This window comes from Rhodococcus sp. EPR-157, assembly GCF_001647195.1.
Classification (GTDB): domain Bacteria; phylum Actinomycetota; class Actinomycetes; order Mycobacteriales; family Mycobacteriaceae; genus Rhodococcoides.
Genome location: NZ_LVCV01000089.1, coordinates 1 through 15,116, shown reverse-complemented (window position 1 = coordinate 15,116; position 15,116 = coordinate 1). Strand labels below are relative to the sequence as shown.

Genomic DNA, 15,116 nt, shown 5'->3' with positions numbered 1-15,116 from the left:
CCAGTAGGGCTGGGCGCCGACGTTGATGCCGGCGACGATGATGTTGATTTCACCGCCGGCTTGGGTGAAGGTGATGATGCGGCGTAGTCCGCGGGAGACCCAGTCCATGTTTTCGGTGCCGGTGGTCATGGAGATGGTGGCGCCGGAGGACAGGGCGAACCATTCGACGGGTGCGCCCAGTTGTTCGGCGAGGTCGATGGCGGCGACGATGCGGGAGCATTCGGCTTCGGCGACGGTGCCGAGGGCTTTGGTGGGGTCGCCGAAGAGTGCGACTCGGGTCATGCCGTCGGGGTAGCGGGCGGAGGGGGTGGTGATGATGCCGGTGATGATGCCGGCGGTGTTGTGGCCGTAGGGGCGCTCGACCGGTGTCAGGACACCCGATGTGTCGAAGTCGTATTCGGTGAAGGTGCCGTCGGTGCCGGTGAGCAGTGGGATCAGTTCGTAGGGGTAGACGGTGCCGCGGGCTTGGGAGCGCTGGACTTTTTGGGTGTATTCGTCGAGTGGGCGTAGGGGTTCGGTGGGTTTGTCGGTGATTTTGGCGACGATGCCGGCGCCGGGGCGGTAGGAGAAGCGGATCGCGACGTCGCGTGGGGTGGCGGTGGGTCCGTTTTTGAGGCGGGCGATGAGGGTGATTTCTTCCAGGCCGGCACCGATGGTGGAGGGTGCGATGTGGCGGGCGATGGTGGCGAGGCGGTCTTCGGGGACGTCGAGGACGGGCCAGACGTAGAGGGTGACGCGGTTGGCGTCGAGTCGTTTGCGGCCGCGTCCGGATTGTGCGCGGCGGATGCCGTCGAGGCATGCTGCGACGGTGCGTTCGATTTCCGGTACGGCGACGACGTTGCCGTGTTCGTCGAGTTGGGTGGTGACGCCGCGGATTTCGGCGAGTGCCATCAGGCGTTCGTCGGAGGGGTTGTCTTTCGCGGTGAGGTGGAACAGGTACGTTCCGGTGGTGGCGGGCAAGCGTGTGCCGTCGAAGTTCTTCAGCCGCCACAGGTCCAGACGTTGCCCAGTCAACGGATGCATGTCCCGGATGACAACATCCTCGACCAACGGCTCGGAACCCTCCGTGGTGGTGCGCCGGAACGTCACGTGGCGAACATCGGTGCCGCACACGGTAATCGTGATCCGGCGCCACCCGCGGGTGCGGGGGTGCTCGCTGAGCACGGCAAGGATGACCTCGGCGACCTCGTCACCGTCGGCCGGCGCATCGGGCCACGCGAGGTACAGATCGACCGCGAGGTGCTCGGGGGCTGGGCCTGCGATGTCGTCGATTGCGTCGATGGTCGCGGACAGGTCCGCGAATGCCGTTGCCGTCGAGACCAGCTGAAGACGCTCGCCGGCGAGCTCGAAATTGCCGGTGACGAAATGCTTGCCTTCGCGATCGAACGCCTTGATGTCTTCGAGGGTTCGAATTTCGTAGAACTGACGAGTGATGACCTCGAGCAGGGCGCCCGGGTTGTCGATCCTCGACGTCAGCAGGTCGATCAGCGGTTCCGGTGTCGAGACGAGTGCGTCGATGCGGGCGGCGTAGTCGGGTGCGTCGGGGTTTTCGGCGAGGTATTGCAGGCTGCCGCGGACTCCGTCGTAGACCTGATCGCGTGCCCGACGGATTTGTGGGGCGTCGAAGAGGCGGAATCGGAGGTTGCGTGCGACGTCACCGATGACGGGGTAGCGGGCTTGGGTGGCCACGATCAACCGTTCGAGGACGTCACCGATCCCTGATGTCGGTTGCGCTGCGGTGTCGGTGAGCCAGTGATCGAGCAACGCCGCGATGACCGGGACTTGATTCTCGATCCGCTGCAACGCCAGAAACACCCGGTAGACCGCTTCTTCGAGCTCGGGACTGCGCTCGAGATCATCGGCATCGTAATGATGCAACACCCGAGAGAGCTTGCTGCGGAACGCCTCCGGCAATCCCTGAATATCGGAATCCAGTGAATGCAGAAACGAATGAAAATGCTCACGCGGAGAATGAACACGTTCGTCGGTGTTCTCCTCATCCATCGTCGGACGATTACGCGAGAGCTCGCAGATATCGGCGAAGGTGTTCAGCAACGCCAACTCCGCCTCCACCACCGCAGTGTCCTCCCGCGGCACCGCACTACGCAGTCGTTCGTACTCGGCGAGCAGCACACGAGCCCGCGGCGCACCGACATCGAAACCGGTGATCAACGCCGACAACTCGCTCAGCCGCGCCAACGCCTGACAACTCGCGCTCTCACCCTCGACGCTGTCAACGGTCCGGAACTGAACCCGCGCGGTCTGCGAGGACGCTTTCTGCTCCCCGGCCTGATCGACCCGCAACAACGCAGCCCCCGAATCGACCTGCCCGTTCACCGACGCCAACACCTCACGGACCGTCCCCGCGTAGGGGGCACGGACCGCGGTCTCCATCTTCATCGACTCGAGCACCACCAACGTCTGACCGGCCTCGACCTCGTCACCGACCGCGACAGGGACAGCAACCACGACCGCCGGAGCAGGAGCACGCACCAACCCCGCTTCGTCCTGACTGATCTGATGCGAAATCCCATCGACCTCGACCAGGAAATGCGCGGCACCAGCAACCGTGACAACGGAGAAGCGGCGATCCCCCAAAGTCACACGGCTCTCGTAGTGTCCGAGGCGTTCGACCTCGACCTGCAGATCGCCACTGTCCCCCTCGACCTGGTAGCGGTGCGGTCCGATCTGACCGACACCGAGCTTGTAGGCCTGACCCTGATAACTGAGCTCCACCGTCCGCCCGATGGTATGACTGGCCCGCGGACGACCACCGCGAGCGGAGGAGAGGAACGCCGCCCGCTCGCGGGCCTCGCCGGCATCGTAGGCATCGATCGCAGCAGCGATGATCGCGACATCGGCATGCACCGTCGGACCGGTCGGGGTCCCCGCATCGGTGCGATCGAGCCACCCGGTATCAGCGGACGCGGAGATGACCTCCTCTTTGTCGAGCAAACCGAGGAGGAAGGACTTGGTGGTGGTGCCGCCGTCGATGACGACCGTGGTCTCGCGTAGTGCGTTCCGCAGCCGCGCGAACGCCTCGTCACGGTCCCGGCCCCACGCGATGACCTTCGCGACCATCGAATCGTAGTCCGGGGGAATGACATCGCCCTGAGCGATACCGGTGTCGACACGGATACCGGAACCGAGAGGAAACTTGAGCAATTCCACACTGCCCGGTGCCGGCGCGAAACCATTGTCGGCGTCCTCGGCATTGAGCCGGGCTTCCACAGCATGACCGAACTCGCCCGGGCACTCACCCTCGAGTGCCCCGCCGTCGGCGACGAGGATCTGCAACTTCACCAGATCGATACCGGTGGTGAACTCGGTGATCGGATGCTCGACCTGCAGACGGGTGTTGACCTCGAGGAAGGTGAAGATCTTCTGCTCCGGCTGATACAGATACTCCACCGTCCCCGCACCGACATACCCGGCAGCACGAACCAACTCCGCGGACACCGTCCGCAGGTGATCGGCCTGCTCCTGACTCAACAACGGTGACGATGATTCTTCGATGACCTTCTGATTGCGGCGCTGGATCGAGCAGTCCCGCACACCCGGCGCCCACACATTGCCGTGATTGTCGGCGATGACCTGCACTTCCACGTGGCGGGCGTCGGTGACGAGACGTTCGATGAACACCACCGGGTCACCGAAAGACCGTTCCGCTTCACCCTGAGTCCGCTCCAACGCCAATTCCAACTCGTCCTCGGCATAGACCTTGCGGATACCGCGGCCACCACCACCGGAGCGGGCTTTGATGATCAACGGATACCCGATCGCCTGTGCGTGACGACGCGCATCCGCGCGGGTCTGCACCGGACCCCCCGACCACGGCGCAACCGGGACACCGACCTTCTCCGCCAGCAATTTCGCTTCGACCTTGTCCCCCAACAGACGCATCGCCGCAGCAGAAGGCCCGATGAACGTGATATTCAACCGGGCAACGATGTCAGCGAACGTCGGGTCCTCCGCCACGAAACCCCACCCCACCCACACCGCATCGGCACCCGACGCCACCAACGCAGCCTCGAGAACCCCGTAATCGAGATACGCCGACCCCACCTCCGGCCTACCCAACATCACAGCCTCATCGGCCTGACGCACGAACATCGCCCGCCGCTCGGCCTCGGTATGCAACGCCACCGTCCGAATGCCGTAGTCGTACTCGGCGTTGAGTTCCTTCACAGCCCTGATCAGGCGAACAGCCGCCTCACCCCTGTTGACTACTGCAATCCGCTTGAACAACGTGTCTCTCTTCGTCTCGGGTGTACTTCGGTCGGGCCCACGGCGGGCGTATCTTTCGATGCCCGTCGGGGTTCATATCAGATATCCGGCTGTCTGGAGGCCGAATTCGGTTTTCGTCGTTCGTCCGAGGGGAGTTGTTCGTTGTGTCCGCGTCCTGGCCGCTGCCACTGCGACAGCGACCACGCCCGAATCTCCGATCTCGACTGCTCCCCGTCGCGCCCGTGTCGGTACCGGATGGGCTTGCCGGAATGTCGACTTATTCTAGCGGCACACAGGCGATTTGCTACATCAACGACACAGACGGCAAGTGTGACTGATATCGCCTTGTTCAAATATCAACCAAGGCAATCGATTTCAAGGCAATTTTTCGATCGTACTAGGAATTCTCATGGAACCCTTGACGACATACTGGCGAGTAGCGTTGTCGGAATTGACTTTTCGCGGCTCGCGTCACCTCTTACTACTGGCGGGTACGTTACTGGTGGGTAGTGGATCGATCGCTCCCGTCGGGTTTGCGCGATCGTCGAAACCCTCAGGTGTCGGGATCGAGCCCAGGGGCGTTCCGGTTCGGTCCGGAAGGCCGCGATCGCGATGGGTGTCGAGTATGTGATGCGGACCCGGATGTCAGGTGACGCATTGTGAAATCGCACGAGGGAACAATCCTGAAGTACGGACCCGATGACCGATACGGATGTGACGACTACTCTGGCGCGTGATTGTAAGCATCCGCCCTGTTCGAGATGGCCGTTCGAGTAGTTCAGAGGTTCAACAGTGTCGACTTCATCGCTTCCCGGTCGTGACCACGTGGATGGCCCCGGCTCGCAGAACGTCGAGGGCCGCGTACTTCGACTACTGCAATTCTTGCGGGAGATTGTCACGGCGCGCACCGAACCGGTACTCGACTACGACGACCACCTGCGGATTCAGTGGATCGACGACGAAGCGGGTGCTGCACGGCTCGACCGGAACGCGGGATCGGGTGGCGTCGCATTTCGTGCCGGACGTGTGGATGCCGTTGATCCTCCTGAGCTGCCGAAACTCCTGGTCGGACTCGTCGACCCGGCCATGGTGTCCGACAGCAGGTACCGAACCCTCGAGTTGGTCGATTCCGTGCAGCCGGGCGTCGACGAGGACTCCGATGCCGATTTCGACGTGCGGAAGGCGTACGAGGTTCGCCAGGAGTTCGCCGCATATCTGGCCAAGTGGCGTAAGTGGGCCGAGGCGGACCGAAAGCTCAGGCCGCAGGCGTCGTTGTACGAATCGCTGCAGTTGATGATGCAGGAACTTACGTCGAGGCCCGAGTCCGTCGAAGTCGTCGTCGCATCGGGTCTACTCGGGCTCGCGGGAACCGAGTCCACGAGTGCAGTGCGCACTCATCTCGTGACGCAGAGTGCCACTGTCGAACGTGACGTGCGAACCGGGGATCTGCTGGTCAGGTACGCCGCACATGCGCAGCCACGGCTGGAGGACTCCCGTCTGCTCGCCGGGAACGATGCCTTCGACGCATCCGGCTCGGTCGCGCTGCAGCGATCGCTGACCGACCGGGTGCCGTCCCCGCTGGCACCGGCGGTGTCGGAGTTTCTCGTCGAATGGGCTCGGACGGCGCTGGACGTGCAGGTCGACACCCCGGACGCTCTCGATCGACCGATGTCGTTCGGGGATTCGATGCATCCCACGCTCACGCTGGCCCCTGCGCTGGTCCTGCGCAAGCGAGACTCGTACGCGTTGCTGGACTACTACGAACAGATGATCGCCGATCTGGGTGCAGAAGGTGCCTCCATTCCTCTGGGGCTTGCACAGCTCGTCGAACCCATCGAGCCCGAGGATCGGCTCGCCTGGCTCGAACGTACCGGGGCGGCGGACTCGGGGGAGCTCGCCGAAGATCCGATGTTCCCTCTTCCTGCCAATGCCGAGCAGTCTCAGATCGTTCACCGACTCGGTCGCGACAGCGGCGTGGTCGTCGAGGGCCCGCCGGGGACAGGGAAGACGCATACGATCGCGAACCTTGTGTCATCGTTGCTCGCACGCGGCCAACGTGTCCTCGTCACTAGTGAGAAGTCACAAGCACTACGTGTACTCCGGGACAAGCTTCCGCCCGAACTGCAAGAGTTGTGCGTCTCGATCACCGACTTGTCTCGCGGCGGCTCCGAGGAGCTCAGTCGCAGCGTCGCCCGAATCGCCGACCGCAAAGCCGCCTACAACGACATCGACGACGCCGAGAAGATCGAATCACTCGAGGTTCGGCGCGCCGAAGCAGTCGCCAAGCGGACGGGCCTGCTCGACGCCGTGGCAGAGCTGCGAAACTCGGAAACTGTTGTGCACCCGTATGTTTCGGACGGATTTGGCGGTACGGCCGCTTCCGTAGTTCGTAAGGTCACCTCGTTGGAGGAAGCCCACGAGTGGCTCCCGGGCCCACTGTTCGCAGAGCGACCGCCATTGAGCGGTAGCGAGGTCGATCGACTCAGGCGTCTCATCGCCACGTCGCCGCCGGGCAGGGCTGCGCGTACCCGTCAGTCGCTGCCCGCACTGGATACGATGCTGCCGAACTCGGCCGAGCTGCGATCGCTCTGTCACCGGGCGAGCGCCGCTGCGGACACGACGTCCGAGCAGTCCTCCCAGCTCGTCGAGTTCCTTGGGGGAGTCGACCCCGCAGCAGCCTTCGACATCCGGCGCCTGTGTGAGGAGCTCGATGCGCGCGTGCGCGAAGTGATGGAGCTCGACGCGGTCTATTGGCAGTTGACCGATTCGGTGCTCTCCGGTGAGGCGGCCCACCTGTGGTCGAGAGTGAGCGGGATCGTCTCTACCGTCGAGGTGGCCGCGCAGTCGGATCGCTTCGTCGGCGCGCACGACGTCGAGTGCTCGGTGACCTCGAATGCAGCATTGCAGGCTTTGGAATCCTTTGCGCTAGCACTGGAGTCAGGCCAGGAGTGGAAGGGGCGATTCCGCAAGAGCGATCAACAGAAGGCCGTCGAACAGCTCGACATCGTTGCCGTCGTGGACGGTACTCCGGCGGTGTCTGCGTCCGCCGTGCGTCTGGCGACCGAGCATGTTCGTGCCCTCGACATCGTGCACACGGCAGCCGTTCTGCTGAGTGATCTGCGGATCACGGTGACAACGGAGGGGTCACGTTCGCGTCAGGTCAACGACCTCCAGCTCGTCACCAGCAAGTTGGTTCGGGTGGAGGGTGCGCTCGCGGCCCGTGACGCCCTGGTCCAGCGTCTCTACGCGGTCTCACCTTCGGCTCCGTGGATTCGAAACCTCGACGACGCAACCAAATTCGCCGGCGCGGCCGGTGCGATCGCAACACGAATCGATGCCGACGTCGCGCGCGGCGAGCTGGATTCGATCCTGTATTCCGTTGCTGTGCAGGTGGACAGCGGGCCATCGCCGGAGGGGAATGCGCTTGTCGCGGCCCTGAGTTCGGCCGACGCCGACGCGGTTGCAGACGCATGCGACAACTACCTCCTCGCGTGCGAGGAGCAGAAAGATCAGATCGATCAGGACGAGCTCTCCGCGAGGCTCGTCGAGGCTGCGCCCGCGCTCCACGAACTGGTCGTCGATACCGCCGCCGATCCTGAATGGGACGAGCTGAGCTGGCAGATGTCCAAGGCGTGGGCCTGGCGACGTGCCCGCGAATGGGTCAGCGAGCAACACCAGGCCGGACTCGAGCACCGCCTCGACGCCGAATTGAATGCCGCCGAAGCGGATCTGGCGTATCTGACGGCGACACTCGGTGCCGCCATGGCGTGGCGTGATTGTCTCGAGCGAATGACGGCGGTGGAAGTCCGTGCGCTGCAAACGTATCGAGAGCACATCTCCGCTATCGGCGCCGGCGCGGGCAAGTATGCCGAAACATTCCGCAGCGCAGCACGTTCGGCGATGCGAGACGCGCAGAGCGCAGTACCTGCATGGGTGATGCCGCTTGCGCAGGTACTTGCGTCGGTGCCTCCTGTCGCGGACAGCTTCGATGTCGTCATCGTCGACGAGGCGAGCCAGGCCGACATCAGCAGCCTGTTCCTTCTGTACTTGGCGCCCCGGGTCATCGTCGTCGGCGACGACCGGCAGTGCGCGCCCGCCGACGTTCCGCAGACGGGAACGCTCGAAGATGTGTTCAACAGGCTCGACGTCTACCTCCCAGACCTTCCCGAGCATGTCCGCGCGACGTTGACTCCACGCTCGAGCCTGTTCTCCATGCTGCGAACGAGATTCGGCCAGGTGGTCCGACTGCGAGAACACTTCCGGTCGATGCCCGAGATCATCAACTGGTCGAGCCAGCAGTTCTACGGAGACTCGCCGTTGGTTCCGGTGCGGCAGTTCGGCGCGGATCGTCTTCCGCCACTGCGTCACACATTCGTTCCCGACGCCACGGTCGTCGGGAAGGGCGCCTCGCTGGTCAATCGCGTCGAGGCACTGGCGATCGTCGGACAGATCGTCAAGTGCCTTGCCGACCCCCAGTACGACGGCAAGACGTTCGGCGTCGTCGTACTGCAGGGGACGTCGCAGGTCGACGAGATCAGAAACGAACTGATCAAACGAATCGGTATCGACCAATGGGAGGACCGCCGGCTGAGGGTCGGAACGCCACCGGATTTCCAGGGCGACGAGCGGAGCGTTGTTCTGCTGTCGATGGTGGTATCGCCAAGTCAGCCTTTCGTCGCTCTCACCGCGAATCAGTTCAAGCGGCGCTTCAACGTTGCTGCATCTCGTGCACAGGACCAACTGTGGCTGTTCCATTCGGTGACGGTGGACCGTCTCAAGCGCGCGGACCTGCGTAACTCACTACTCAGCTACATGACGTCCGTATCGCCCGCACCCGCTGCACCCATGCCGATCGGCGTCGACCCCGAGATCAGGCGCGAGGAATTCGCGACGCTGTTCGAGCAGCAGATCTTCTGCGACCTGCGTAATCGTGGCTACCATGTCAATCCCGGCGTGGAGGTCAACAACCGTCGCATCGATCTGGTCGTGACCGGACAAGCCTCCAGGCTGGCCGTTGAATGCGACGGTGACACACCCCTGGCAAGCCCCGAGCGCACGATTGCCAATCTTCGACGCGAGCAGGAGCTGAAGCGGTGTGGGTGGACGTTCTGGCGGGTGCGTGAGTCCGAGTACTACCTGGACCGCGAAGCAGCCATGAGCAGCTTGTGGTCGACGTTGGCGGCCTCGGGTATCGAGCCTGATTCGGTGCGCCTCGAACTCGGTCCAGTTCAGCCGATCGAATGGACACCGGTCGAACTGGATCCGGGGCACGACGACATCGTCACCGAGGTTGCGTTGCCGAGCGCGATGCCCGGCGACTTCACCGACGCCGTACCTACGAACCGCTCCCGGAACGGCCGGCTGCACACGGAGCAGGACGAGGGTGTGCCGTCGGAGGACGCGACCGAGGTCTGGACGATGCCTTCCGACGTACGGGACAGCTCGGTCGTCTCGATCGAGTTGCCGGTGAACGGTTTTCACAACAGGAGGATCTGAACGTCGGTTCCCTGAAGGACGGCGTAGGCGCCTCGGCACCGAGGTGCGCTAGCGTGGCAGAGACCTGTAGGAGGCGGAATGGCGTGTCCGGTGCACAGGTTGGCTGTCCGCGTATCTTGGTAGAGCCGCCGTTTCGGCGACCGCAGTCACACCAGTGGGGGTTTGCTCATGGCACGAACAGGTCCAACCGAGGTCGACGACGTAGCCTCGGCTCCGCGTCGACTCAGTCGCCGGATACTCGTGACATCGACGGTTGTGCTCGTCGTCGTTCTCCTGTTCGGGGTACCGCTGTGGACGGTGTTCTTCGCGGGCTCCGAGTGGCCGACGGCACTGCAGATAGCGGGCTGCGTTCTGGTCGGCGGAGCCGCTTTCGCGTTGCCTGCGGCGATGGCGGCCGGTCATGCACGTGGTAGCGATCGTGCCGCGCGAATCGGGGACACTCTGCTGGGAGCTGTGTGGGTCCTGTTCGTCTGGAGCGCACTCGGCGCGCTACTCGGGTTGATTCTGGGACTCGTCGGATTCGACGACCCGCTTCGCTCGCGAACCATCGCGGTGGCTGTGGTGATCGTGGTTGCTGGACTGTTGGTGTGGGGTCACTACGAGGCAATGAGGGTGCCGCGTGTCCTGGAGAGGGAGGTTCGCATTCCTCGACTCGGCACGGGGTTGGACGGGCTTCGCGTAGTGCTGATCACCGACACTCATTACGGACCGATCGACCGTGCTGCGTGGTCGGCGAAGGTCGTCGAGAAGGTCAACGAGCTCGATGCTGATATCGCTTGTCACATCGGCGATCTCGCTGACGGTTCGGTCGCGAGGAGACGTCACCAGGTGGAACCGCTCCGGGACGTCCGAGCGAGGCACGCAAAGGTTTACGTCACTGGGAACCACGAGTACTTCGGTGAGGCTCAGGCATGGCTCGAGCATATGGAGTCGATCGGTTGGACTGCCTTGCACAACAAGCACATCGAGGTGCGTCGAGGTACCGACGAATTGGTGATCGCCGGCGTCGACGACCGCACGGCCGCGGGGTCGAGCACCGAAGGGCACGGTGCGGATCTCGACCGCGCGCTCAACGGAGCCGATCCGGAGCTTCCGGTGTTCTTGCTTGCACACCAACCGAAACAGATCGACGAGGCCGTTCGACGAGGTGTCGATCTCCAGGTGTCGGGCCACACTCACGGCGGGCAGATCTGGCCGTTCGAGTACCTGGTGCGTCTGGATCAGCCGACGGTGCACGGACTGAGCACGCACGGTGATCGCACTCAGCTGTACACCTCGCGGGGGACCGGCTACTGGGGGCCGCCCTTTCGAGTGTTCGCGCCAAGCGAGATCACCGTGCTGACACTGCGCTCGACTGCAGGCTAGTCCGGTGCGCCGATGTTCAACTCGTCCGGATGTCCGCCGACGCGAACTCCGTCGTCGAGCGTCGCGATCTCGCCCAGATCCTCGGCGGTCAGCTCGAAGTCGAATACGTCGATGTTCTGCGCAATCCGCTCGTCATGGACCGACTTCGGAATCACGATGAGGCCGTTCTGCAGGTGCCACCGAATCAGCACCTGTGCTGCAGACTTGCCGTGGCGATCGGCGATCGCGGTGATCACGTCGTCGGTCAGCAGCGTGTTGGGCTTGGACGCTGTGCCCCAGCCTGAATTGCTCGTCCCGCCGAGGGGACTCCACGATTCGACGGCGATGTCGTGCTGTGCAGCGACATCTCTGATCGCCTGCTGAGTCAGGTGTGGATGCAACTCGACTTGATCCACCGCTGGTAGCAGTCCTCCGCGGTCGACCAGCAGTTTCAGGTGCCGTGGCTCGAAATTGCAGACGCCGACAGCTTTGGCCCTGCCGGTCTCGGCGATCTTCTCGAGGGCATCCCATGTCTTCAGCAAACGCTCGTCGTTCTGGAGCGGCCAGTGGATCAGGTACAGGTCGACGTAGTCGAGACCGAGCTTGCCGAGGCTGACGTCGAACGCTTTCAGCGCAGGCTCGTAGCCCTGATCGGCGTTCCAGAGTTTGGTTGTGACGAAGATATCCTCGCGCGCAACGGACGACGTACTGATTCCACGGCCGACCGCCTCCTCGTTGCCGTAGGCGGCGGCGGTGTCGATGTGGCGGTATCCCGCCTCATCCAGTGCGTACCTCACAGCATGTTCGGTTTCACTGTCTGCTGCTTGCCATACACCCAGCCCGAGCTGGGGGATCGTGGTTCCGGAATTGAGGGTCAGGTTGGGAGTACTCACACGTCCCAGGCTAGCCACGGCACCGCATCACCGAAGGAAAACCAGACGCTGGCATCATCGTCAGGTGTGACCGTCGACCTAGTAGCCACCGATCTCGATGGCACGTTGTTGCGCTCGGACCGAACCATCTCCTCGCGAACGGCCGACGCGATGGCAGCTGCGCGGGAAGTGGGAATCGACATCGTGTGGGCATCGGCTCGCGCACGGCATTCCATTCATGATCTGGCCGAGTCGTGTGGATTCACGGGCAGGGCGATCGGCGCGAACGGTGCAGTGGTTCTCGACCTCGCGGACGGCACACCGGTCATTGCGGGGACAACAGCGATCGGCGCGGATGCCGTGACGACGGCGATGCTCCGGGTTCGCGAGCTGGTGCCGGGGGTCGTGTTCGCCACCGTCGGGCCGACGCGTTTTGTCGCCGAGCACGGCTACGCCGCACTGTGCGTGTTCTCCGATCACCACCGCGATCCCCTCGAGATGGACACCTCGAGTACTGTGCTGGCCGCCGAACCCACGGTCAAGATCGTCGCGCGTCACCCCGATCTGTCCAGCGTCGAGCTCTATCGGACGGTAGCGGCCGCGCAGGTCGGTGGCGTCGAGCTGACTCATTCGGGTGCGCCGTACATCGAGATGTCGGCCGCTGGCGTGTCGAAGGCGAGCGCGCTGTCGCGCCTGTGCCAGGAGTTGGGCGTCGAACAGCAGTCCGTGGCCGCCGTCGGCGACGCGCTGAACGACGTTCCTATGCTCGAATGGGCGGGGACGGCTCTCACCACGGCCAACGCGCTACCCGAAATCAAGTCGATCGCACATCGTGTACTGGCATCGAACGACGACGACGGCGTGGCCGCATACCTGGAGGGACTCGTGCAGGCACGTCTGGTGGCGGATGCCGACACTCCGGGATCAGCTCGGGATCGATGAACAGCGCAGGAGACAACAGCATGGCCGATACAGAGGTGCAGCACAGCGGTGGAACGACAGTCGCCCAGTTCTTGTCCGTGAACGGCATCGAGGTGCAGGCCCTCGGTCATGATGACGCTGCACAGCTCGGCATCGTCGCCGCCGTCCCTGCAGGTTGGCAGACGTTGCCCGAAGGCCGGTTTCCAGGAGCTACCTCGGTCCTGGTCGAACCGGGATTGGTGGAGAATGGGTTTGCGCCCAACGCAGTACTTCTCGTCGGCAGGTTGTCTGCGCCAGTCGATTCGACGAGTCTGCTGGACTGCAGTTTCACCGATGCGCGCGTCATGCCGGGTTGGAACGAAGGCGTCAGCAATGCGGAGAATCTCGGAGGGTGGCCCGCTCGCTTCATCCGCGGTTCGTTCACGGCCGAGCAGTTGGAACTTGCTGTCACCACTCGGTATGCGGTGGTGGGATCTCCGGAGCAGTACCTGGTGCAGTTGACGGTGACCTTCCTCGCCCACCATGCCGACAGGCTGGAATTCGACGTGGCAGTAATCAACGACGGTCTTATCCAGCCTGTTCGGTGACGTCTGGACGTCGAAGCGGTCAGACGTGAAACGCGACAGGACGTTACTGTCCGAGCGTTCGACAACGGCACGACGTCGCGTTCTTTCACTACAGTCGGGGAATGCGGAATGGCACCGGACGAGCGCGGCACCTGACCTTGGTGCCGGACCTCCCGACCGAACCGAGCCGTCCTCGTCCTCGCCGGTACGACGCGGCGGAGGAGGCGCCGACCAGTGTGTATTCGGACATAGTGCAGCTGACGATGGACGTGCACCTGGCGATCGAGGGCCCGACCGTATGGCGGCGCATCAGAGTGCGGTCCGACCTTCTGTTGCCTGAGCTTCACACCATTCTGCAGGCTGCGATCGGGTGGGACGGGCAGGACCAGTACACGATGACGCAGGCCGAAGGATCGGCTGCGCACACATACTGCGCGCCGAAAGTTCTTGCGGCAGGTGAAGCGGGCCAGCTGGGTGACCACGTCAGGGTCGATTCGCTCCTGTCCTCACCCGGTGACACGCTGCACTACCGCTATCTGGACTGGGTTCACACGGTGTGTGTTCATTCAGTCGACACCGATATCGATGACCTGCGGCCGACGTGCCTGGACGGAGCCGAGGAGTGCCCAATCGGAAAAGGGGTCGACAGACCGATTGCATACCCGCACAAGCAAAGTGACACACGATCGACACCGGTCGCCGACGCGAATCTTCGACTTCGGTGCGCGTCGACGTCGCGCTCCACCGAGGTAGAGAGCGCGGCGGCGTCACCTGTGATTGCGCGATTCCTCCGTCGAGTTCTCGGTGCGCCGGTCCCGCGTTTGATCGAGCTCTTGCCCAGATGCGAATTGACCATCGAGAGTTCCGTCGACCTTCCTGTCGCGCGAACTGCGATGGCAAAGGTGTCGTGGTTTCTGCAGATCGTCGGCGACCGGGGCGTGCAGTTGACCGATGACGGGCACCTACCCCCATCCGTCGTGGAGCTTCTGCGTGACCAGTTGGACTGGGGCATCGGCTGGGTCGGTACCAGCGTGCGAGAGACGGACCACCATCAAGCAACGGATCTCAGGGAAGCCGCCCGAAACATGGGCCTGGTTCGAGTGCTGAAAGGAACGATGGTGCGCACCAAGGCCGGCTCGCTTCTCGCGGATGACTCCCGCGCACTGTGGCACCACTGCGCTGCTCGACTACCGCTCGGTCGACAGGACCACGAGCAGCACTCGGGAACTCTCTATCTGGTGGCGCTCGCGGCATCGGCCTCCGCGGCACAGCGGGACGAGATGGTCGTGGAATCGATGCAAGCCCTGGGATGGGGTGGCGGTGGCGATGATGCGTTCGAGGCCCAGAAAGCAGCGCACCCCACGGTTGCGTTCTTGGATCTCATCGGAGCTCACGGTCCGCTCTTCTATCTTGGAGACGGAGGTTCCGACTCGCCTGGCTGGGCGCGGAGGTTCGCTCGCGATGCACTCCGCACACAGAAGCCGCTCTGACCAGGCGATTTGGAGATGAGCGACTCGTCGCGTAACTTTTGTCGAGTCAGAGCGACGGACACGGACTTGGTCTTCACGGACTGGGAGTTGTTCGGAGCGTGTGGCTAGGTTTGTCCCCCAAGAGTCGGGCCTTGTGTCCGAGACCAAGCTGGGATAGGCTGGAACAGTTGCCCTTGATGCTTTCAGGTGTGAGTCCTGTG

Annotated in this window: 7 protein-coding genes; 5 read left to right on the top strand and 2 right to left on the bottom strand. The window is 63.5% G+C overall.

The features are described from left to right. Positions 1-4,248, bottom strand: a 4,248-nt coding sequence (locus A2J03_RS03535) for an ATP-binding protein (protein WP_068369758.1), incomplete at its 3' end; no start/stop codon positions are given. Positions 4,249-5,052: 804 nt separating this feature from the next. On the opposite strand from A2J03_RS03535, the gene A2J03_RS03530 reads away from it, so the two are divergent. Together A2J03_RS03530 and A2J03_RS03525 are read left to right on the top strand one after the other, a co-directional pair. Further along, positions 5,053-9,723 (top strand): AAA domain-containing protein, encoded by a 4,671-nt coding sequence (locus tag A2J03_RS03530; RefSeq protein ID WP_082897565.1) that lies wholly within the window; start codon positions 5,053-5,055, stop codon positions 9,721-9,723. A gap of 168 nt (positions 9,724-9,891) precedes the next feature. Beyond that, positions 9,892-11,088, top strand: coding sequence for a metallophosphoesterase (locus tag A2J03_RS03525; RefSeq protein ID WP_068369755.1), 1,197 nt, complete (start codon positions 9,892-9,894; stop codon positions 11,086-11,088). Here A2J03_RS03525 and A2J03_RS03520 read toward each other — a convergent pair. Next, positions 11,085-11,960 carry an aldo/keto reductase gene (locus A2J03_RS03520; RefSeq protein WP_068369752.1) on the bottom strand — a complete coding sequence of 292 codons (876 nt, stop codon included), beginning with the start codon at positions 11,958-11,960 and terminating at the stop codon, positions 11,085-11,087. The genes A2J03_RS03525 and A2J03_RS03520 overlap by 4 nt on opposite strands. Before the next feature lie 66 nt (positions 11,961-12,026). On the opposite strand from A2J03_RS03520, the gene A2J03_RS03515 reads away from it, so the two are divergent. From A2J03_RS03515 to A2J03_RS03505, 3 genes are all read left to right on the top strand, one after another. Beyond that, the gene (locus A2J03_RS03515) at positions 12,027-12,881 is read left to right on the top strand and encodes a Cof-type HAD-IIB family hydrolase (RefSeq protein ID WP_231912345.1); all 855 of its coding nucleotides are present in this window, start codon (positions 12,027-12,029) and stop codon (positions 12,879-12,881) included. 20 nt (positions 12,882-12,901) lie between these two features. Further along, the gene (locus tag A2J03_RS03510; RefSeq protein WP_068369749.1) at positions 12,902-13,447 is read left to right on the top strand and encodes an LpqN/LpqT family lipoprotein; all 546 of its coding nucleotides are present in this window, start codon (positions 12,902-12,904) and stop codon (positions 13,445-13,447) included. A gap of 101 nt (positions 13,448-13,548) precedes the next feature. Continuing rightward, complete coding sequence (locus tag A2J03_RS03505; RefSeq protein WP_068369746.1) at positions 13,549-14,916, top strand: IS1096 element passenger TnpR family protein; 1,368 nt, start codon at positions 13,549-13,551, stop codon at positions 14,914-14,916. Positions 14,917-15,116 lie beyond the last annotated feature (200 nt).

Coding starts and splice junctions, on each gene's coding strand:
- A2J03_RS03525 (WP_068369755.1), top strand. CDS start 9,892: ATGGCACGAACAGGTCCAACCGAGGTCGACGACGTAGCCTCGGCTCCG.
- A2J03_RS03510 (WP_068369749.1), top strand. CDS start 12,902: ATGGCCGATACAGAGGTGCAGCACAGCGGTGGAACGACAGTCGCCCAG.
- A2J03_RS03505 (WP_068369746.1), top strand. CDS start 13,549: ATGCGGAATGGCACCGGACGAGCGCGGCACCTGACCTTGGTGCCGGAC.